The following is an 18696-nucleotide window of genomic DNA, read 5'->3' on the forward strand; positions in this document are numbered from 1 at the left end:
TCACGTAGTACTCCCTGTCGCGTCGCTTGTCGCCGAGGCGTTCACCAGCTTGGGACGGCGGGCGGCCACGCCCCGGGCGTAGGCGGCCATCGCGTTGGCCACCTCGGCCGGGTCGCGGTGCTCCGAGACCGGTTGCTGTTCCGGTGGCAGGGCGACGCCACCCGGCACGAGGTGCCGCTGCGGCTGACGGATCGGGAGCCCGGACGGGGTGGTCGCGGAGATGTCCGGGTTGACCAGCTCGGTGGCCGCCCGCCATCCGTCGTCGGCTCGGGTCTGCCAGCCCGTCGCGGCGTAGCCACCGTTGGATCCGTCGGTCCCGTTGGAGGCACCGACCGGTGGGCCGGCCGGAACGGGACTGCTCGGCACCGGGCTGCCCGCGCCGTTGCCGGTGGCGACCCCGGCCGGCGGACTCGACCGGTCGGTACGGAACCAGTTGTTGACCTGCTCGAATATGACGAGTTCCTGGGTCGGGTCGTCACCCCGGTCCGTCCGCCGGGCCGCCGGCCGGAAGACGGATGTGGCCGGCAGGGCCCGTTCCGCGGCCGGTCGCCGGGCCGGGTCGTTCGGACCGACCGTCGACGCGGCGGCCGGCACCGCGGTACCGCGTACCCGGCCCTCCGGCATCGTGGCGAGCCGGCCGGGCGCCAGCAACTGGGTCTCCGGCGGTACCGGCCGGATCAGCGTCGCCGGCAGTGAGATCTCGGCGATGGTGCCGAGCTTGGGGCCGGGCCGCAGTTCGACCGCCACCCCGAGCCGGCCGGCGAGTTGGCCGACCACGACCAGACCCATCGCCCGGACCGCCGCCACGTCGGTGGCAGGTGGCCGGGCCAGCAGGTCGTTGAGCTGTGCCAGCCGTTGTAGCGAGAGCCCCACACCCTCGTCGCTGACCTGCACGATGACCCGGTCGCCGAGGCTGCGCGCGGTCACCCAGGCCTCGGTCTCCGGCGGCGAGTACGTGGTCGCGTTGTCCATCAGCTCGGCGAGCAGGTGCACCACCTCGTCGACCTTGTCGGCCGCGACCGCCACGTCCGGGTCGACGACGCCGATCCTGACCCGGGTGTAGTGCTCGATCTGCGACAGTGCCGCCTGGACGACCTTCTGCATCGGTACGTCCTCGTGGCGTACCCGCCCGACGCCCACACCGCCGAGCACGAGGAGGCTGGCGTTGATCCGTCCCATCCGGGTCGCCAGGCTGTCCAGGGTGTAGAGCTGCTGTAGCCGCTCCGGGTCGGTCTCGTCCTGCTCGACCTTGTCCACCTGGGCGAGTACCGCGTCCACCAGCCGCTGCTCGCGGCGGCTGAGGTGGACGAAGATGTCGGCGGTGTTGGCCCGCATGACGGCCTGCTCGGCGGCGGTCCGGACGGCCGCCTGGTGCACGGCGGTGAACGCCTGGCCCACCTCGCCGATCTCGTCCCCGCTGGACGCCTCCAGTGTGGAGGCGGATGCCCGGGCGAGGGCCTCCGGATGGATGCCGGCGCTGTCGAGGCTGCGCAGTTCGGCGACCATCGCCGGCAGCTCGGTGTACGCCACGGAGTGCGCCGCGTCCCGCAGCCGACGCAGCCGCCGGGTGATCTGCCGGGCGACCGCCCAGGTGACAAGTACGGTCAACAGCAGCGCGACCGCCATCGCGGCGCCCTCGGCGACGGCCCGCCAGCGTTGCTCGACCCGGGCCGCGTCCACCTCGGCCAGCACGGCGGCGTCGACCCGCTGCTGCACCTCGAAGAGCCGGGCGGCCCAGCCCTGGGTGGCGCCGATCCAGGCGTTGGTGCCGACCTCCAGCGGGGCGCCGATCTCGGCCCGGGAGACCTGGTCCTGGAGGCGTTGCAGGGTGAGCGCCTCCTTGCCGCTGCCGGCCTGTTCCCACCACACCTGCCACTGGCCGGGGGCGAGGCCGAGGAAGGCCAGGCTGGATTCGGTGAAGCCGGTCCGGGCGGCGGTGATGTCCTGCTGCATCGCCGGGGTGAGCTGGCCGGCGGCGATGGCCCGCAGCACGGCCACCTGTTGCTGGCCGAGCGACTCCGCGGTCTTCGACAGCGCGGCGGCGGCCCGGATCCCGTCCGCGACCTCGGCCGAGACGACCCCCTGGGCGATCGACTCCCGGTAGGCGAGCAGGTCGGCGATGATGATCCGGTAGCTGAACGTGGTGGCCGAGACGGCCGCGTGCGCGGCGGTACGCACCTGGGTACGCAGCGGCGGCAGGTCGGCCAGCGCGTTGTCGATCCGGGCCAGCACGATGCCCGGTCCGCTGGCCGGCTCGGGGGCGAGCGCGCGTTGGCGCTGGTAGCGCGCCACGATCTCGTCGGTGTCGGCGGCCTGCCGGGCGTAGGTGTCCTGCTGGCGGGGCGTGGCGGCGGTCAACAGGTCGGCGGCGGCCGCCCGTTCCCGCTGGAGCTGGTAGGCCAGCCGACCGGCCTCGGCGCCCAGTTGGGCCAGTACGCCGAGGTTGCTGGCCTGCCCGGCCTGCCGGACGCTGTCGGCCAGCGCGAGTCCGGCGAACCCGACGACCGCCACCAACGGCGCGGCCACGATGATGCGCATCCGGGAGGCGATCTTCCAGCCGCGCCGGGAGACGGGCTGGGGTCGGGCCGCGTGGGATCGGGTGGTCGAGGCCAAGACTGACTCCCACGGCTCGTCATCGAGGGGATCTGCATCTTGCAGTTAGCAAGTCCCATTGCGCCGGACCGGCGGGGCGGGCAACAGGGTTAACCGTGGTACAAACAGCTCGTACCACTATCTGTACCCGCCGATGAACAGGCAGTTACCTTCGCAGGCAGCAGTACCCGCCGGGCTCCGCCGGCACCCTCGCCGACCGCTGCCGCCGCTGTTCCGCGACTCAGTGAACCCGGGCCGGACGGGTTCAGTGCCGGCGGCGCAGCGCGCCGACCCGACCGCGCCGGTGTGACTCGAAGGACCGGCGGGGCTCGCCGGCCGCCGGCCGCCGCGACTCGGCCACCGGCTGCCGGGGCGCCTCCGCCGACGACGGGTCCTCCGAGGGATCGGGGTCGTCGCCGTGCAGCCGGTGCACCTGCGCCGCGAGGCGGTGCGCCTCCTCGGTCAGCCGGTGCGCCTCCGCCGGCGGCCGGTCCGACCCCGCCGGGAAGTGGACCCGCAACATCTGGTCGATCAGGTCCCGCAACCCGTCGATCGCCTCCACCACGGACTGTCGCTCCCCGACGGCGGTCGCGGGGTCGGTTCCGGTCCCGTCGGGGCCACCGGCCGCGGCTCCGCGCGGCCCACGCCGCCCGTCCGCGGCGATCTGTTCCACCGCCACCCGGGGCCAGAGCGCGGTGAGCAGACCCCCGGTCCCGAGTACGTCGTCACAGCGCACGGCCAGCTCCTGGCTGCCGTACCGGCGACCCGCCTCGACCGCCGCCACCGTCTCCCGGCTGAACCGCACGCGGTCGGCGAGGGCGCGCTGGGTCAACCCCTTGCGGGTACGCCAGCGACGCAGTTCGCGCTGGAACTGTCGGGTGGCCATCGATTCTGCGGTACCTGACGACGCAGCGTCCATTTGCTCACCTTCGTTGGTCAGCGATCCGATCAGTCGCACCAGGTCACGAGACGCCGGGACAGATCATGACCTGGCATTTGCCGGGGCCAATTCTTACCCTCGGAGCGACGGGTGTGAAGGCTTACGCGCCACCTATCGTTGACGGTAAGTGAAAAACCTCGTACGCCGATCTACTTGACGGTACGGAAATGATCTCGGAAGGAAGCCCGGTCCGCCGGTTGCCCGGATTCACCCCTTCCGCCGCGACCGGCGAATGGCGACACCCGACAATGATCCGTCGGCGATCGGAGACGTCGACCACCGGTCGACATGACGACGTCGATCGATCTCTCGGCGTTCATTGACGGACCGTGATCCGGGCGGGCGGGCCTCGACCCGGCCGGTCGGAGGCACCGGTCGGTGCCGGGCCGGACCCGTCGTCGGGCGACGGCCGGGATCGACCCGGCCGGTCGGTGGCGGAATCAGCCGGTCGGCACGGGATCGGCCTAGGCGGCGTAGCCGGTGAGCGCGTCCGGCGGATCCTCGGACCGTTCCCCCGGCGCACCGGCGATATCGACGACCGCGGGCAGCATCCGGTGTGCACGGAACGCGACATTGGGCTTGTAGCTACTCACGTAACCCGGCACCAGACGCAGCCCGGGAATTGCCTCCGCGAGCCGCACGAGTGCGATCCGGGCCTCGAGGCGGGCGAGTGCGGCCCCGATGCAGAAATGCGGACCGTAACCGAAGGAGAGATGATCCTTGAAGTCGTCCCGGTCCGGATCGAACCGATCCGGACCGGTGAACGTCGCCGGGTCGCGGTTCGCGGCGCCGACGAGGAGCAGGCACCGTTGCCCGGCGGGGATGGTGACGCCGCCGATGTCGACCGGTCGCAGGGTGACCCGCAGCCAGCCGTCGATGGCCGGACCGAACCGGAGCGCCTCCTCCAGGAAGGCCGGTACCCAGGCCGGGTCATCGGCGATGCGCTGCCAGCGGGCGGGTGTCGACAGTGCCAGTTCCAGACCGTGGGCGAGGAGTCCGGCGGTGGTCTCGTGCCCGGCGACCAGAAGGTTGAACGCCATGCTGGCGACCTCGGCGACGGTGAGAATCTCGTCGTCGCCGTCGCGGTAGCGCAGCGCCCGGGAGACGAAGTCGTCGCCGTCGAGATCGCCCCGCGCCCGCTGGTCGACCAGGTCCTGGCAGTAGTGCCAGAAGTCGAGCAACCCCTGGGCCAGGCGCACCTGCTCGGCGGGGTCCGGCTGGCCCCAGACGAGGGCGATCTGCCCGTCGGCCCACTGCCGGATCCGGGCGGTGTCCCGATCGGGTACGCCGAGGATGTCCAGCACGACGAGCAGGGGCAGCAGGGCGGTGAACTCTCCGATCAGGTCGACCACCTCGCCCCGGCGGGCGGCGACGCCGTCGACGAGTTCGTCGACCCGGCGCCGCACGATCGGCCCGTACTGGGCGGCGACCCGGGGACCGGTGTTGGCGAAGGTGGCCCGCAACGCCCTACGGGTGCGGGTGTGCACCGGGGAGTCGGCCGCGGCCGTCGTCGGCGGCGCGTCGAGCCGCATCACGATCGCCAGCGCCTCGGGACACATCTCGTAGACCGGGGCCAGGGTGAGGGCGTTGCCGAAACTGTCCGCGTCCCCGAACGCCTGCCGGACGTGCTCGTGCCGGCTGAGCAACCACATGCCGAGATCCTCGGCGTAGTGCACGCTCTCGGGGCGGTCCAGCAGATCCCGCCACACCGTGGCCGGGTCGGTCAGATAGCTACCAGCGAACGGGCTGAGTTCCATGGCCGCCTCCTGGCCCACGCTCGGCACGCTGTCGTAGGGATCCGATGGCAATAGTTCACCCACCGGGAATCAGTTGCCCCGAAACTCCCGACGACATCTGGGAATCTCACGATGCGCTGCGGCAGACGGTAAGTCAAGGTATTCGTTTGTGCCATTGTATTGGCGTCGGGCCGGTGCACCGGGTGCGCCGGGACGAAGATCGCGCCGACCCGGGGGTGCAAGTTGCCGCCTGCACCTTGCCGCCTGGTCACACCGGCTGGTCGGACGTCACCCCGAGTCACCGGATCCCGGGCGAGCCGGGTCGCGAGACCCTCTCGGGACGGCCGGGCCCCGGCCGGCGCACCGTCCTGAAAGGATCGGGTAATTGCGGCGTAAACAGTGCAGGCTGAGCGATGGTTTGGGTAGATCGACGCCAATATCAATCCGCTCGGCAGGTGCACGTACGACGTTCTGCGGAAACGCGTACGTTCCAATCTGGCCACCGGACGGCCGGCGGGCGGCACGGGACCACCGGGGCGGCCGGGCCTTGACATCAGTCGATCAAGGGACTGGTCTGTAACCACTCACCTCGACAACCCGTCAGGAGGTCCACGTTGGCCAGACAATGGTGGACGGCCACCGCCGCCACGCTGGTCCTGACCGCAGCGGCGCTCGGCAACCCGGGAGCGAGCATGGCCGCGCCCGACTCCGCGCCACCCGCCGCGGGCAGCCCGATCACCCTCGCCGCCGACGAGACCGCCCTGGTCCGGGTCCAGCTCCGCGACGAGGCGCAGTTCCGGCAACTCCTCGCCGAGGGTGCCGACATCGCCAACCGGCCACGACAACGCGACGGCCACCTCCTCGCCGACCTGGTGCTGACCGGCCGGCAACTCGCGGCGCTCACCGCGACCGGCGCCGTCGCCCGGCAGGTGGTGCAGCGCGACGGCGACGCCGCCCGGCACTACACCGAGAGCGTCCAGGCCGCACAGGCGCGCAGCGCCGCCGGACGCGGCGCCCCGGCGGACCGCCGGGGAGTCGCCGTCGCGGCCGCCGACACCCTGCACTTCCTCCAGGCGTACTGGTGGACCAGCGGGGGACGGACCTTCGTGCAGACCCAGGTGGCGACCACCGCCGCCGAGGACCCGGACGTGGAGATCACCGTCACCTGGCGTACCGCCGACGGCACCACCGGCAGCTTCCCGCTCGTCCGCTTCGCCGACGCGGGCGAATACCAGTACCACTACGCGCAGCCGCAACGGATTCCGGCCCGGCCGACCCAGGTCACCGCGACCTCCAGTCTCGGCGGGACCGCCCGGCCGACCACGCCGGCCACGTGGCCGAACGCGACCCCGCCGGCCCTGCCCGAGGGCTACCAGTCCGACTTCATCGACGCGTACGTCACGCCGGTGGACGTACAGGCCCGGATCAAGCGGCTGGCCCGGCAGTACCGGAACCTGGTCGACGTCATCGACCTGCCGAACAGGACCCAGGGCTACCGGCGCACCGCCGCCGGCTACCTCGGCGACCCGGCCACCGCCGCGGTCGTGGTCGAGTCGGTGAAGTTCGGCGACCAGAAGATGAACGGGGTACAGGTCCGCACCGTCGAGCCCGGCCGGGCGAACCGCCCACTGTCGGCTACCTACCGTGACCGGGTGCTGACCATCTCGCTGGCCACCGACGCCGCCGGTAAGACCATCAGCACCACCGACCAGGTGGCGGCGTTCGTCTCCGCCCGCTACCCGCAGCACTTCTCGGCCTTCGTGGAGACCGGCTCCGCCGGGCTGCCGATGCCGGTCGCCGGCCCGGTACGCCTGGACGACGGCCTGGCCGGCGCCGAGGTGCCGAAGAAGCCGTGGACGGTACAGGCGCTGCGGATCGGGGTACACCGGGACGGCTCCCGGATCGGGGTGTTGGCGTACTCGCAGGAGCACGCCCGGGAGTGGGCCACCCCGCTGGTCACCCTGGAGTTCGCCGAGCGGCTGCTGGCCAACGCCGGCACCGACCCGGCGACCCGGGAACTGCTGGAGGCGGTCGACGTCTTCGTGATGCCGACGGTCAACCCGGACGGGGCGAACTACTCGTTCCACGACGCCAACTTCCAGCGCAAGAACCTGGTCAACCACTGCACCGGCGCGGCACGGGACCCAGCCAACCGGGACTCCTGGGGCGTCGACGTCAACCGGAACTACACGGTCGGCTCGCTCTTCGACGGCTACGCCGGGGCCAGCACCAACTGCCTCTCCGGCACGTACGCCGGCACCGGCGAACTCTCCGAGCCGGAGAGCCGCAACGTGGTCGACCTGGCCAAGGCGCACCCGAACATCAAGTTCGCGATGAACGTGCACAGCTACGGCGGGTACTTCATGTGGCCGCCGGGGGCGTACCAGGCCGAGGGGCGGATCCCGCTGCCCCGCCCGTCGATCGACGAGTCGAAGATGTTCCTGGACAGCGCCCGGCGGATCGTCTCGGCGATCGCCAGCGTGCGGGACACCGTCACCTGGCCGTCCCAGACCGGTCCGGTCGCCGACGTGCTCTATTCGGCGGCCGGCAACTCCGCCGACCAGCTCTACTACGAGCTGGGCATCTTCGCCTGGGACTTCGAGGTCGGCAACGACATCTGGAACGAGGCGACCGGCGAGTGGGAGGCGGTCGGCTTCCAGCCGCCGTTCGCCGAGGCGCATGCCGAGTCGCAGGAGTACGCCACCGGCCTCGTCGAGCTGCTCCGAATAGCCCGCGACTACGCCGCCTGACGTGCAAGGAAGGGCCCCCTCTTATCGTTTTCTGTTGTAGTGGGGGCCCTTCCTAACGCTCCGGGCGTGCGCGTGTGAGGATGATCCGCTATGCGGGCGGTGGTGTTCGAGGAGTTCGGCGGTCGACCGGAGCTGCGTACCGTGCCGGACCCGGTGCCGAGCCCGGCCGGCGTGGTGGTCGAGGTCGGCGCGACCGGGCTGTGCCGGAGCGACTGGCACGGCTGGCAGGGGCACGATCCGGACATCCGGCTGCCGCACGTGCCGGGGCACGAGTTCGCCGGTGTGGTGGCGGCGGTCGGTCCGGCGGTACGCGGTTGGCGGCCCGGTGACCGGGTCACCGCCCCGTTCGTCTGCGCCTGCGGTACCTGCCCGGCCTGCCTCGCCGGGGACCAGCAGGTCTGCGAGCGGCAGACCCAGCCCGGCTTCACCCACTGGGGCTCGTACGCCGAACTCGTCGCGGTCGAGCACGCCGACGTCAACCTGGTCCGGCTCCCCGACGAGCTGAGTTTCGCCGGTGCCGCCGCGCTCGGCTGCCGGTTCGGCACCGCGTTCCGGGCGGTGGTCGCGCAGGGTCGGGTGACCGCCGGGGAGTGGGTGGCGGTGCACGGCTGTGGCGGGGTGGGACTCTCCGCGGTGATGATCGCGGTGGCCTGCGGCGCCCGGGTGGTGGCGGTCGACGTCAGCCCGGCCGCGCTGGAGCTGGCCCGGCGCTTCGGCGCCGCAGCCTGCCTGGACGCCGGCACGTTCTCCGGCCCGCAGGCGGTGGCCGGGGCGATCCGCGAACTGACCGGCGGGGGCGCCCACCTCTCGCTGGACGCGCTGGGCAGTGCGCCGACCTGTGTCGGGTCGATCGAGAGCCTGCGGCGGCGGGGCCGGCACGTGCAGGTCGGGCTGCTGCCGGCCGCGACCGGGCACCCGGCGGTGCCGATGGACCGGGTCATCGGGTACGAGTTGGAGCTGCGCGGCAGCCACGGGATGGCCGCGCACGCGTACCCGGAACTGCTGGCCCTGGTCGGCGCCGGGGTGCTCCGACCGGCGGAGCTGGTGACCGAGACGATCGGGCTGGTCGAGACCCCGGCGGCGCTGGCGACCCTGGACCGGCCGCCGGTCGGCGGCATCCGGCTGGTCGAGCCCGGTCGGGCCTGACCGCCCGACGCTACCGGCGGGTCGGTATCGGCGTTCGTCAAGGCCCGTTCCGGATGCTTTCATTGGTGCCATGGCAAACCCGGTGATCTTGACGGTCGACGACGATCCGGCGGTGTCGCGCGCGGTGGCCCGGGACGTGCGGCGGCGCTACGGCGACCGGTACCGGGTGGTCCGCGCCTCCTCCGGCGCGGAGGCGCTGACCGCGCTGCGGGAGATCAAACTCCGGGGTGACCAGGTGGCGGTGCTGCTCGCCGACTACCGGATGCCGCAGATGAACGGCATCGAGTTCCTCGAAGCCGCGATGGACCTCTTCCCGACGGCCCGCCGGGTGCTGCTGACCGCCTACGCGGACACCAACGCGGCGATCGACGCGATCAACGTCGTCGACCTGGACCACTATCTGCTCAAGCCCTGGCACCCGCCGGAGGAGAAGCTCTATCCGGTACTGGACAGCCTGCTGGAGGCCTGGGCGGCGACCCCGGAGGCCGCCCCCGACGAGGTACGCGTGGTCGGTCACCGCTGGTCCGCGCCGTCGTTCGAGATCCGCGACTTCCTGGCCCGCAACCTGGTGCCGTACCGCTGGCTGCTCGCCGACGAGCCGGAGGGCGGCCGGCTGCTCTCCGCCGCCGGAGCGGATCCGGCCGACGTGCCGGTGGTGGTCACCCCGGACGGCACCGCACTGGTCAAGCCGACCGAGGCCGAACTCGCGACCCGGGTCGGGCTCTCCACCACCCCGGCCGCCGACTTCTACGACCTGGTGGTGGTCGGGGCCGGCCCGGCCGGCCTCGGCGCCGCCGTCTACGGCGCCTCCGAGGGGCTGCGCACGGTACTGGTCGAACGCCAGGCGACCGGCGGCCAGGCCGGACAGAGCAGCCGGATCGAGAACTACCTCGGCTTCCCCGACGGGGTCTCCGGATCGCAGCTCGCCGACCGAGCCCGCCGGCAGGCGCTGAAGTTCGGCGCCGAGTTGCTGACCGCCCGGGACGTCGTCGGGTTGGAGGCGGCCGGCACCACCCGGCTGCTCCGGTTCAGCGACGGCTCCTCCATCGCCGCGCACACCGTGGTACTGGCCACCGGGGTCGCCTACCGGCAGCTCACCGCGCCCGGACTCGCCGACCTGACCGGCCGGGGCGTCTTCTACGGCTCGGCGTCGACGGAGGCGCCGAACTGCGCCGGCCAGGACGTCTACATCGTCGGCGGGGCGAACTCGGCCGGGCAGGCGGCGGTCTACTTCGCCCGGCACGCCCGCCGGGTGCACCTGCTGGTGCGCGGCCCCGACCTGCACCGCTCGATGTCGCACTACCTGATCGAGCAGATCGAGCGGATCGACAACATCGAGGTGCACCCGCACTCCGAGGTGGTCGGCGGCGAGGGCACCGACCACCTGGAGCAGCTCGTCATCTGCGACAACCGGGCCGGGCAGCAGAGGACCGTGAAGGCGTCCTGGCTCTTCGTCTTCATCGGCGCCGAGCCGCGCACCGACTGGCTGGCCGACGTGGTGGCCCGGGACGCCCGGGGCTACGTACTGACCGGGCTGGACCTGAGCAGCGACGGCCGGCGGCCGGCCGGCTGGTCGCTGCCCCGCGACCCGTACCCGCTGGAGTCGAGCCTGCCCGGGGTCTTCGCGGCCGGGGACGTCCGGGCCGACTCGATCAAGCGGGTCGCCTCGGCCGTCGGCGAAGGTGCCATGGTGGTGTCCCTGGCCCACCAGTACCTGGCTGCGCAGTGAAGCTCTTTCGGGTGGGAGACGGTCGGCCCACGGACACGAATCGGGTGACGAGATGACCGAATCGGACGAACGGCTGGCGATCGAGGAACTGCGTACGCTGTTCCTCTTCGAGTCGCTGGACGAGGAGAAGCTCGGCTACATCCACCAGCACGGCCGGGTGCAGCGACTGCCGGCCGGGTCCGACATCTTCGTCGAGGGCGCCGAGGCGCACTGCTTCTTCGTACTGCTGGACGGCACCGTCTCGCTGATCCGGCTGGTGCAGGGCGACCGGGTCGAGATCACCCGCAGCGACCAGCGCGGCGCGTACGGCGGGGCGACCCAGTCCTACCTGAACGAGCAGCGGGTGCAGACGTACCAGAACGGGATGCGGGCGATCACCGACGTGACGCTCTTCGTGCTGCCGGCCGAGGTGATCAGCACCGCGATGCGCCGCTGGTTCCCGATGGCGATGCACCTGCTGGACGGGCTCTTCCTCGGCATGCGGACCACCCAGACGGTGGTCGGCGAACGGGAGCGGCTACTGGCCCTCGGCTCGCTCTCGGCCGGGCTGACCCACGAGCTGAACAATCCGGCCGCCGCGGCCGTCCGGGCCACCTCGGTGCTCCGGGACCGGGTCGCCGGGATGCGGCACAAGCTGGCGATGATCGCCGACGGCCGGCTGGACGGGGAGCGGCTGCAACGCCTGGTCGAACTCCAGGAGGCCGCCGTGAAGCAGGCCGCCACGGCACCGACGCTCTCCCCGCTGGAGACCAGCGACGCCGAGGAGGCCCTGGCCGACTGGCTGGACGAGCACGAGGTCACCGGAGGCTGGGACCTCGCCCCGACGCTGACCGCCGGCGGCATCGACGTGGCCTGGCTGGAGCAGGTCGGCACGGCGGTACGCCCCGACGACCTGGAGCCGGCGATCCGGTGGCTGACCTACACCGTCGAGACCGAACTGCTGCTCGGCGAGATCGACGACGCGTTGAGCCGGATCACCGGGCTGGTCGGTGCGGCGAAGCAGTATTCGCAGCTCGACCGGGCACCGCACCGGACGGTGGACGTGCACGACCTGCTCGACGCCACCCTGGCGATGTTCAACGCCAAGCTCAAGCCGGGTGTCCGGGTCGTCCGCGAGTACGACCGCAGCCTGCCGCCGATCCCGGTCTACGCCGCCGAACTGAACCAGGTCTGGACCAACCTGGTCGACAACGCGCTCTACGCGATCGGCGAGGAGGGCGTGCTGACCGTGCGCACCGGGCGGGACGAGGAGTCGATCGTGGTGGAGATCGTCGACACCGGGCCGGGCATCCCGGCCGACGTCCGGTCCCGGATCTTCGAGCCGTTCTTCACCACGAAGCCGATCGGGGACGGCACCGGGCTGGGGCTGGACATCTCGTACCGGATCGTGGTCAACAAGCACCACGGGGACATCCGGGTCGACTCCGAGCCGGGGCGTACCACCTTCCGGGTCTGCCTGCCGATCTCCGGACCGGAGCCCGGCGCGGTCGAGGCCGCCCTCTCCTGATCCGGGGGGCCGGTGTCGCCCGGCGGACCGGTCAGCTCGTCGAGCGGAGCCGGCGACCGGGGCCCTCCGTCCGCATCGCCGCGACCAGGTCCTCGCGGGCCCGGGCGACCCGGGACCGGATGGTGCCGATCGGGCAGTCACAGACCTCGGCCGCCTCGGCGTAGCTCAGCCCGGCCACCTGGGTGGCGACGAACGCCTCCCGGCGATCCGGTGGCAGGTCCGCGAGGAGCCGGTCGAGTTCCACCGCGCCCTCGAAGCCGGTGCTGCTCCCCCGGGCGAGTTCGGCGTCGGCGGCGAGCTGCCAGTCCGGCAGTGCCGCGACGCGGGGCCGCCGCATGGCCGTCCGGACGTGGTCGACGCAGGCCCGCCGGGCGATCGAGAGCAGCCATGTCTTCGCGGAGGACCTGGCCGCGAAGCGGGGCAGTGCGCGCATCGCCCGCAGGTAGGTCTCCTGGGCGAGATCCTCCGCCTCACCGGCACCGACCAGGTGGGAGACGAACCGCTGCACGTCGTGCTGGGTCGCCCGGATGAAGGCCGCTGCCGCCGAGCGGTCGCCGGCCTTGGCGGCCAGCGCCAGCCTGGTGATCTCGTCGCTGTCGACGCCGGGGGGAGGCATGCCCCAAAGCTACCCGTACCGGTGCTCGGTTCGAATACCCCCGGTGGGCATCTGATCGCTACCCGGGTCGATCATGAGGGTGCCGGGACGGTCTGATCCGCCGGTCGCGGCCGGGTCGGCGGCGGAATACTTACCCCCGAGGGAACCGACGGCGGGTCAGGCCCGACTATGAGTGTGTGCGGTGCGAAGAGTATCGAGAAGCCCTGTCGGCCCGGCTGGACGGCGAGGAGCACCCGGCCGAGCGGGCCGGGGTGGACCGTCATCTCGCCGCCTGCCCGGAGTGCCGGAGCTGGCTGGAGAGCGCGACGGCACTGAACCGGCTGGCCAGGACCAGTCTGGTGCCGCCGCCGATGGAGATCGACGAGAGCCTCCTCGCCGCCGTTCCCGGTCCGAGCCGGCTCGCCCGGCTGGCCGGTACGCTCCGGATCGCGCTCGGGGTGGTGGGCGTCGCCCAGTTCCTGCTCGGCGCGGCCCAGATCGCCGGGATCGGCTCGACGGCGCATCCGCACGGCCTCCAGGTCGTGTTCGGCGGCGGCCCCGACCACCTGTGGCACGAGTCGGCCGCCTGGAACGTCGCGCTCGGGGCCGGATTCGCCTGGATCGCACTGCGCCGTACCCGGCCGGTGGGCCTGGTGCCCACGCTGACCGCGTTCGTCGCCGTGCTGACCCTGCTCTCGGTGAACGACGCGATCGCCGGCCGGGTCGACCCCAGCCGGATCCTCAGCCACGGGCTGATCCTCGCCGGCTATCTGATCATTCTCGGTCTGTCCCGCCCGACGATCGAGTCGGGCGAGCCGCCGAGCCGGCACGGGCGGCGCCCCGGGCCGGGCTGGCGGGCGAGGTTCGAGGAGGAGCCGGCACCCGCGCCGCCGCGCCTGCGGCTGGTCCGGACCCAACCCGGTACGGCTCAGGCGCGGACCCACCACCGGGCGGCCTGAGCCCTCCCGACCACCCCGCCCCGGCAACCGGCCGGCTACCGACGGCGGCGGTCCAGCCGCGCGAGCCGTGTGCCGGGTCGGCGATCGTTCAGCCGCGCGAGCCGCGCCCGCCGTGTGCCGGGTTCGGCGTGTGCGGGAGCTTGCCGAGCTGCCGCCAGTCGGACTCGGCGACCTGGATGTCGTAGTGCTTCGCCGCCGCGAGGATGTTCGCGAACGCCTGGTCCCGCTCGGCGTCGGTGACGTCGTGCGTCTGGTCGAACCGGGCGATGGCGTTGCGGACGTGCGACGCGTCGGTGAGTGGTTCCTTGCGCTTGCCGGGGAAGGCGAACGCGCTGTCCGGCAGTTCCCGGGACTGCTTGCTGCTGATCACCCCGTGCTGGTCGACGGGCTTCCAGGTGGTCTTCATGGTTTCCTCCCGACGAGGGTCGTCCCGCCCGGTTCTCGTACCCCTGACGCGGGCCGGTAACCGGCTGGGGTGGGCGCGGCGGGCACCTCGACAATCAACTGACAAAGTTTGCACTCTGTCAGTCGTCATTCCATACTTGGTGAAGCGGCGACACCTGCCCCGGCCAGCGGCCAGCCTGGAATCGCCGCGCCCGGACGTCGCCGGCAGCCGCCGGAGCAGCGGCGGCACCTACGAACAGGAGTAGAACATGGAGAACCGGACACTCGGCAGCAACGGACCCACGGTCTCCGCCCTCGGCCTCGGCACGATGGGGATGTCCGACCTATACGGACCCGCCGACGACGCGGAGAGCGTCGCGACGATCCACGCCGCCCTGGACGCCGGGGTCACCCTGCTGGACACCGGCGACTTCTACGGAGCCGGGCACAACGAGATGCTCCTCGGCCGCGCGCTGCGCGAGCGCAACCGCGACCAGGTCGCGATCAGCGTCAAGTTCGGCGCGCTGCGCGACCCGGAGGGCGGCTGGGACGGCACCGACGGCCGCCCAGAGGCGGTACGGAACTTCCTCGCGTACACCCTTCGCCGGCTCGACACCGACTACGTCGACGTGTACCGGCTCTCCCGGCTCGATCCGGCGGTGCCGATCGAGGAGACCGTGGGCGCGATCGCCGAGCAGGTGACCGCCGGCCGGGTACGCCACGTCGGCCTCTCCGAGGTCGGCGCGGCGACGATCCGCCGGGCCCAGGCCGTACACCCGATCGCCGACCTTCAGATCGAGTACTCGCTGCTGTCCCGGACCGTCGAGGCGGAGATCCTGCCCACCTGTCGCGAGCTGGGCATCGGCGTCACGGCGTACGGGGTGCTGTCCCGGGGACTGCTCAGTGGGCACTGGACCGCCGACCGGCAGCTCTCCCCCGGCGACTTCCGCTCGTTCAGCCCCCGGTTCACCGGGGACAACCTCCAGGCGAACCTGCTGCTGGTGGATGCGCTGCGCGAGGTCGCCCAGGCCCGTGGGGCCACCGTTTCCCAGGTCGCCATCGCCTGGGTGCTCAGCCGGGGCACCGACATCGTGCCGCTGGTCGGGGCCAGGCGCCGGGACCGGCTGGCCGAGTCGCTCGGGGCGCTCGACCTGAAGCTCCACGCCGACGACCTGGCCGCCATCGAGCGGGCCGTACCGGTCGGGTCCGCCGCTGGCGCCCGCTACGCCGCCCCCCTGATGGCGCACCTGGACAGCGAACGGTGAAATGGTGCCCATGGCCGACTCGACGCTGACCCCGGAACGGATCCTCGAAGCGGCGGAGGAGGTCCTCCGCCGCTTCGGCCCGGCAAAGGCGACCGTGGTGGACGTCGCCCGGGCGCTGGGAGTGAGCCACGGCAGCGTCTACCGGCACTTCGCCAGCAAGACGGCGTTGCGCGAGGCGGTCGCCGACCGCTGGCTGGACCGGGTGCACGCCGACCTGCCGGCGGTGACCGCCAGCACCGCACCGGCGCCGGAGCGGCTGCGGTCCTGGCTGCACACGCTGCACGGCACGAAGCGGGCGACGGCGCTGGAGGACCCCGAACTCTTCGCCACCTACATCGTGCTGGTCGGTGAGGCCAGTGCGGTGATCGCCGCGTCGCTGGACGGGCTGGTCGGGCAACTCTCCCGGATCATCGCCGACGGGGTGGCCGAGGGCGACTTCGCCGTCGCCGACGTGCCCCGGGCCGCCCGGGCGGTCCTGCACGCCACCGCGCGGTTCCACGATCCGACGCACTCGGCCCAGTGGGCCGACCCGGAGATCGAGCGGCAGCTCGACGCGGTCTGCGACCTGCTGCTCGACGGCCTCCGCCCGCGCTGAACCGCCACCCGGCCCGGCCGTCGTTTCGACGGTGGGCGATGCATTGACATTATTAGTTAACTTTCCTAATGTTTCAGCAACTCAGCGACATCGATCCCGATCCGCTTCGCCCGGTGCCGGCGCCGAACCTCGCAGCCGCCGCACCGGTGCCGTGGCGACCCCCACCCCCACCAGGTCGGATCGAGCGGCTGAGGCCTGCGACAGAAGGGAACGTCGATGTCACCCACCATGAGCGCCGGCCGGGTACGCCAGCCGGGACGCCGCCCCGGCTGGCGGTCCAGGTTCTGCACCGGAGCGCTCGCGCTCGCCACCGTCGCGACCGGGACCGCCTTCGCGCTCGCGCCGCTCTCCCCGGCCGAGGCCGTCGTGCTGCCCAACAACTTCAAGAGCGTCGGCTACCTGCCGAGCTGGGCCGGCGACGTCAACGCCGTCCAGTACAACAAGCTGACCCACATCAACTACGCCTTCGTACTGCCGAACGCGAACGGCACACTGCGGGCCGTGGAGAACCCGAGCAAACTCTCCGCGCTGGTGTCGCGGGCGCACGGCAGCAATGTCAAGGTGTCGATCGCGATCGGCGGCTGGAACGACGGCGACGACTCGGCCTTCGAGGCCCTGGCCGCCAACGCCGCCAGCCGGACCACCTTCGTGAACAGCGTGATCAGCTTCGTGACGCAGTACAACCTGGACGGTGTCGACATGGACTGGGAGTACCCGGACCCCGGCACCTCGGCGAACAACTTCACCGCCCTGATGCAGCAGCTCAGCGGCCAGCTCCGCAGCCGGGGCAAGCTGCTCACCGCCGCCGTCGTCTCCGAGGGCGGCAGCGTCAACGGGGTGCAGCCCGCCGTCTTCGGCTACGTCGACTGGCTGAACATCATGGCGTACGACGGCGGCAGCCCGCACGCCAACTACGACTGGTCGATCAACGCCGTGAACGGCTGGAAGGCGCGCGGCCTGCCGGCCAGCAAGGCGGTGCTCGGCGTACCCTTCTACAGCCGCCCCGGCTACTACACCTACTCCGCGCTGGTCGCGATGGATCCGGCGAACGCCAACCGGGACTGCACCACGGCCGGCGGTGCGCAACAGTGCTACAACGGCATCCCGACGGTGAAGCGCAAGACCCAGTGGGCGATGGCCAACGCCGGCGGGATGATGAACTGGGAGCTTTCCCAGGACACCAACAACGCGACCTCGCTGGTCAGCGCCATCTACGACACGGTGATGGGTGGCGGCACCCCGCCGCCGAGCGGCCGGACCGGCCAGATCACCGGCATCGGTGGCAAGTGTGTCGACGTCGCGGCGGCCTCCAGCGCGAACGGCGCGGCGATCCAGCTCTACGCCTGCAACGGCAGCAACGCCCAGCGGTGGACGGTCGGCACCGACGGCACCCTGCGGGCGCTCGGCAAGTGCGCCGACATCACCGCCGCCGCGACCGGCAACGGCGCCAAGGTGCAGCTCTACGACTGCAACGGCACCGGCGCGCAGGTCTGGCAGGCGCAGAGCAACGGCACCCTGCGCAACCCGGCCTCGAACAGGTGCCTGGACGCCACCGACAACAGTTCGGCCGACGGCACCCGGCTACAGATCTGGGACTGCTTCGGCGGCGCCAACCAGATCTGGCGACTCCCGGCCTGATCCCGGGCACCACATCCGGCCCGGTCGCCACAAGCGGCCGGGCCGGATGCCGTCTCGCCGGGTCGTCCCGTGCCGCCGGTCGGCCACGTTGGCCACCTCCCTCGCGTCGCCGGTCGGCCCCGTCGGCCACCTCCCCCGCGTCGCCGGTCGGCCTCCCGTTGGTCACCCCGCGCCGCCGGCCGGCCTCCCGTCGACCGCCGGACCCTCGCCGACACCCGGGCCCGGCGCGCTCGGTGTGACGGCCGCGTCCGAGGCCGGCGCGGCGGCACCGGCGGGCGACCGCCAGACGTTCACCGCCAGCCGGCCGGTGGTGCCGAGGTCGATCCCGCCACGCGGCGCCACGAGCTGCGTCGGTGCGCCGGGCGACGGAGCGATCTCCAGGTAGCGGGCATCCGTCGCCGGTTCGGCCGACCCGGTGACGGTGTTCCGCCAGAGCACCCGGGCCCTCGCCGTCCCGCCCGGTTGCAGCAGCACCGGCCGGGGTGGCAGGTCGTAGCTGTCCGGGCTGCTCACCGGCGCCGACCCGTTGCCGACCGTGACGTCGAGCGGCCGCCGCTCCTGGTCCAGTACCCGCACCACCGGATAGCCGTCGAGCCGGTACGGAGCCGTGCCGCAGTTGCGCAGCTCGATCCCGAGCGCCCGCAGGCCGAGCGCGGGCTCCACCTCACCGGCGGTGATCAGGAAGCCGTCGGGACACTCGACAGCGGTCGGCGCCGGCTCGGCGGTCAGGGTCGGCTCGGGTATCGGCGGCCTGCTCGGCGTACCGCAGGCGGCGAGCAGCGCGACCGCACCGAGCAGCCACCCGAGCCGGCGCATCCGCCCGGACCGGTACGGCGGGATGCCGATCGTCATCTGGAGCC

General features: G+C 72.3%; 14 protein-coding genes. 8 read left to right on the forward strand and 6 right to left on the reverse strand.

The window, feature by feature from the left end:
- From V1634_RS13930 to V1634_RS13940, 3 genes are all read right to left on the reverse strand, one after another.
- Positions 1 to 2538 carry a sensor histidine kinase gene (locus V1634_RS13930; protein ID WP_331208202.1) on the reverse strand — a complete coding sequence of 846 codons (2538 nt, stop codon included), beginning with the start codon at positions 2536 to 2538 and terminating at the stop codon, positions 1 to 3.
- 319 nt (positions 2539 to 2857) lie between these two features.
- Positions 2858 to 3478, reverse strand: coding sequence for a helix-turn-helix transcriptional regulator (locus V1634_RS13935; RefSeq protein WP_331208203.1), 621 nt, complete (start codon positions 3476 to 3478; stop codon positions 2858 to 2860).
- A gap of 518 nt (positions 3479 to 3996) precedes the next feature.
- Positions 3997 to 5289: a cytochrome P450 gene (locus V1634_RS13940; protein ID WP_331208204.1), complete on the reverse strand. Its 1293-nt coding sequence runs from the start codon at positions 5287 to 5289 to the stop codon at positions 3997 to 3999.
- Positions 5290 to 5960: 671 nt separating this feature from the next.
- Between V1634_RS13940 and V1634_RS13945 the strand changes: the two genes are divergently transcribed.
- From V1634_RS13945 to V1634_RS13960, 4 genes are all read left to right on the forward strand, one after another.
- On the forward strand, positions 5961 to 8018 hold the full coding sequence (locus V1634_RS13945; RefSeq protein WP_331208398.1) for a M14 family zinc carboxypeptidase: 2058 nt from the start codon (positions 5961 to 5963) through the stop codon (positions 8016 to 8018).
- 90 nt (positions 8019 to 8108) lie between these two features.
- A complete protein-coding gene (locus V1634_RS13950; RefSeq protein ID WP_331208205.1) occupies positions 8109 to 9164 on the forward strand; it encodes a zinc-dependent alcohol dehydrogenase family protein in 1056 nt (351 codons plus the stop codon).
- A 70-nt stretch (positions 9165 to 9234) separates the two neighbouring features.
- Positions 9235 to 10893 (forward strand): FAD-dependent oxidoreductase, encoded by a 1659-nt coding sequence (locus V1634_RS13955; protein WP_331208206.1) that lies wholly within the window; start codon positions 9235 to 9237, stop codon positions 10891 to 10893.
- A 52-nt stretch (positions 10894 to 10945) separates the two neighbouring features.
- Positions 10946 to 12400 (forward strand): ATP-binding protein, encoded by a 1455-nt coding sequence (locus tag V1634_RS13960; protein WP_331208207.1) that lies wholly within the window; start codon positions 10946 to 10948, stop codon positions 12398 to 12400.
- A gap of 31 nt (positions 12401 to 12431) precedes the next feature.
- Here V1634_RS13960 and V1634_RS13965 read toward each other — a convergent pair whose 3' ends face one another.
- Complete coding sequence (locus V1634_RS13965; RefSeq protein WP_331208208.1) at positions 12432 to 13016, reverse strand: sigma-70 family RNA polymerase sigma factor; 585 nt, start codon at positions 13014 to 13016, stop codon at positions 12432 to 12434.
- Positions 13017 to 13192: 176 nt separating this feature from the next.
- On the opposite strand from V1634_RS13965, the gene V1634_RS13970 reads away from it, so the two are divergent.
- Positions 13193 to 13954: a zf-HC2 domain-containing protein gene (locus tag V1634_RS13970; RefSeq protein ID WP_331208209.1), complete on the forward strand. Its 762-nt coding sequence runs from the start codon at positions 13193 to 13195 to the stop codon at positions 13952 to 13954.
- A gap of 88 nt (positions 13955 to 14042) precedes the next feature.
- Here V1634_RS13970 and V1634_RS13975 read toward each other — a convergent pair whose 3' ends face one another.
- A complete protein-coding gene (locus V1634_RS13975; RefSeq protein ID WP_331208210.1) occupies positions 14043 to 14360 on the reverse strand; it encodes a DUF6582 domain-containing protein in 318 nt (105 codons plus the stop codon).
- 247 nt (positions 14361 to 14607) lie between these two features.
- Here V1634_RS13975 and V1634_RS13980 point away from each other — a divergent pair, with 247 nt between their 5' ends.
- From V1634_RS13980 to V1634_RS13990, 3 genes are all read left to right on the forward strand, one after another.
- Positions 14608 to 15603 (forward strand): aldo/keto reductase, encoded by a 996-nt coding sequence (locus tag V1634_RS13980; protein WP_331208211.1) that lies wholly within the window; start codon positions 14608 to 14610, stop codon positions 15601 to 15603.
- Between the two features lie 10 nt (positions 15604 to 15613).
- Entirely contained in the window at positions 15614 to 16198 is a 585-nt protein-coding gene (locus tag V1634_RS13985) for a TetR family transcriptional regulator (protein WP_331208212.1), read from the forward strand.
- A 216-nt stretch (positions 16199 to 16414) separates the two neighbouring features.
- Positions 16415 to 17836: a glycosyl hydrolase family 18 protein gene (locus tag V1634_RS13990; RefSeq protein ID WP_331208213.1), complete on the forward strand. Its 1422-nt coding sequence runs from the start codon at positions 16415 to 16417 to the stop codon at positions 17834 to 17836.
- Positions 17837 to 17998: 162 nt separating this feature from the next.
- Here V1634_RS13990 and V1634_RS13995 read toward each other — a convergent pair whose 3' ends face one another.
- Positions 17999 to 18688, reverse strand: a complete 690-nt coding sequence (locus V1634_RS13995; RefSeq protein ID WP_331208214.1) for a DUF4232 domain-containing protein — start codon at positions 18686 to 18688, stop codon at positions 17999 to 18001.
- Positions 18689 to 18696: the final 8 nt, after the last annotated feature.

Source organism: Plantactinospora veratri (genome assembly GCF_036421995.1).
GTDB classification, from domain to species: domain Bacteria; phylum Actinomycetota; class Actinomycetes; order Mycobacteriales; family Micromonosporaceae; genus Plantactinospora; species Plantactinospora veratri.

Coding starts and splice junctions, on each gene's coding strand:
- V1634_RS13930 (WP_331208202.1), bottom strand. CDS start 2,538: ATGCGCATCATCGTGGCCGCGCCGTTGGTGGCGGTCGTCGGGTTCGCC.
- V1634_RS13935 (WP_331208203.1), bottom strand. CDS start 3,478: ATGGCCACCCGACAGTTCCAGCGCGAACTGCGTCGCTGGCGTACCCGC.
- V1634_RS13940 (WP_331208204.1), bottom strand. CDS start 5,289: ATGGAACTCAGCCCGTTCGCTGGTAGCTATCTGACCGACCCGGCCACG.
- V1634_RS13945 (WP_331208398.1), top strand. CDS start 5,961: ATGGCCGCGCCCGACTCCGCGCCACCCGCCGCGGGCAGCCCGATCACC.
- V1634_RS13950 (WP_331208205.1), top strand. CDS start 8,109: ATGCGGGCGGTGGTGTTCGAGGAGTTCGGCGGTCGACCGGAGCTGCGT.
- V1634_RS13955 (WP_331208206.1), top strand. CDS start 9,235: ATGGCAAACCCGGTGATCTTGACGGTCGACGACGATCCGGCGGTGTCG.
- V1634_RS13960 (WP_331208207.1), top strand. CDS start 10,946: ATGACCGAATCGGACGAACGGCTGGCGATCGAGGAACTGCGTACGCTG.
- V1634_RS13965 (WP_331208208.1), bottom strand. CDS start 13,016: ATGCCTCCCCCCGGCGTCGACAGCGACGAGATCACCAGGCTGGCGCTG.
- V1634_RS13975 (WP_331208210.1), bottom strand. CDS start 14,360: ATGAAGACCACCTGGAAGCCCGTCGACCAGCACGGGGTGATCAGCAGC.
- V1634_RS13980 (WP_331208211.1), top strand. CDS start 14,608: ATGGAGAACCGGACACTCGGCAGCAACGGACCCACGGTCTCCGCCCTC.
- V1634_RS13985 (WP_331208212.1), top strand. CDS start 15,614: ATGGCCGACTCGACGCTGACCCCGGAACGGATCCTCGAAGCGGCGGAG.
- V1634_RS13990 (WP_331208213.1), top strand. CDS start 16,415: ATGTCACCCACCATGAGCGCCGGCCGGGTACGCCAGCCGGGACGCCGC.
- V1634_RS13995 (WP_331208214.1), bottom strand. CDS start 18,688: ATGACGATCGGCATCCCGCCGTACCGGTCCGGGCGGATGCGCCGGCTC.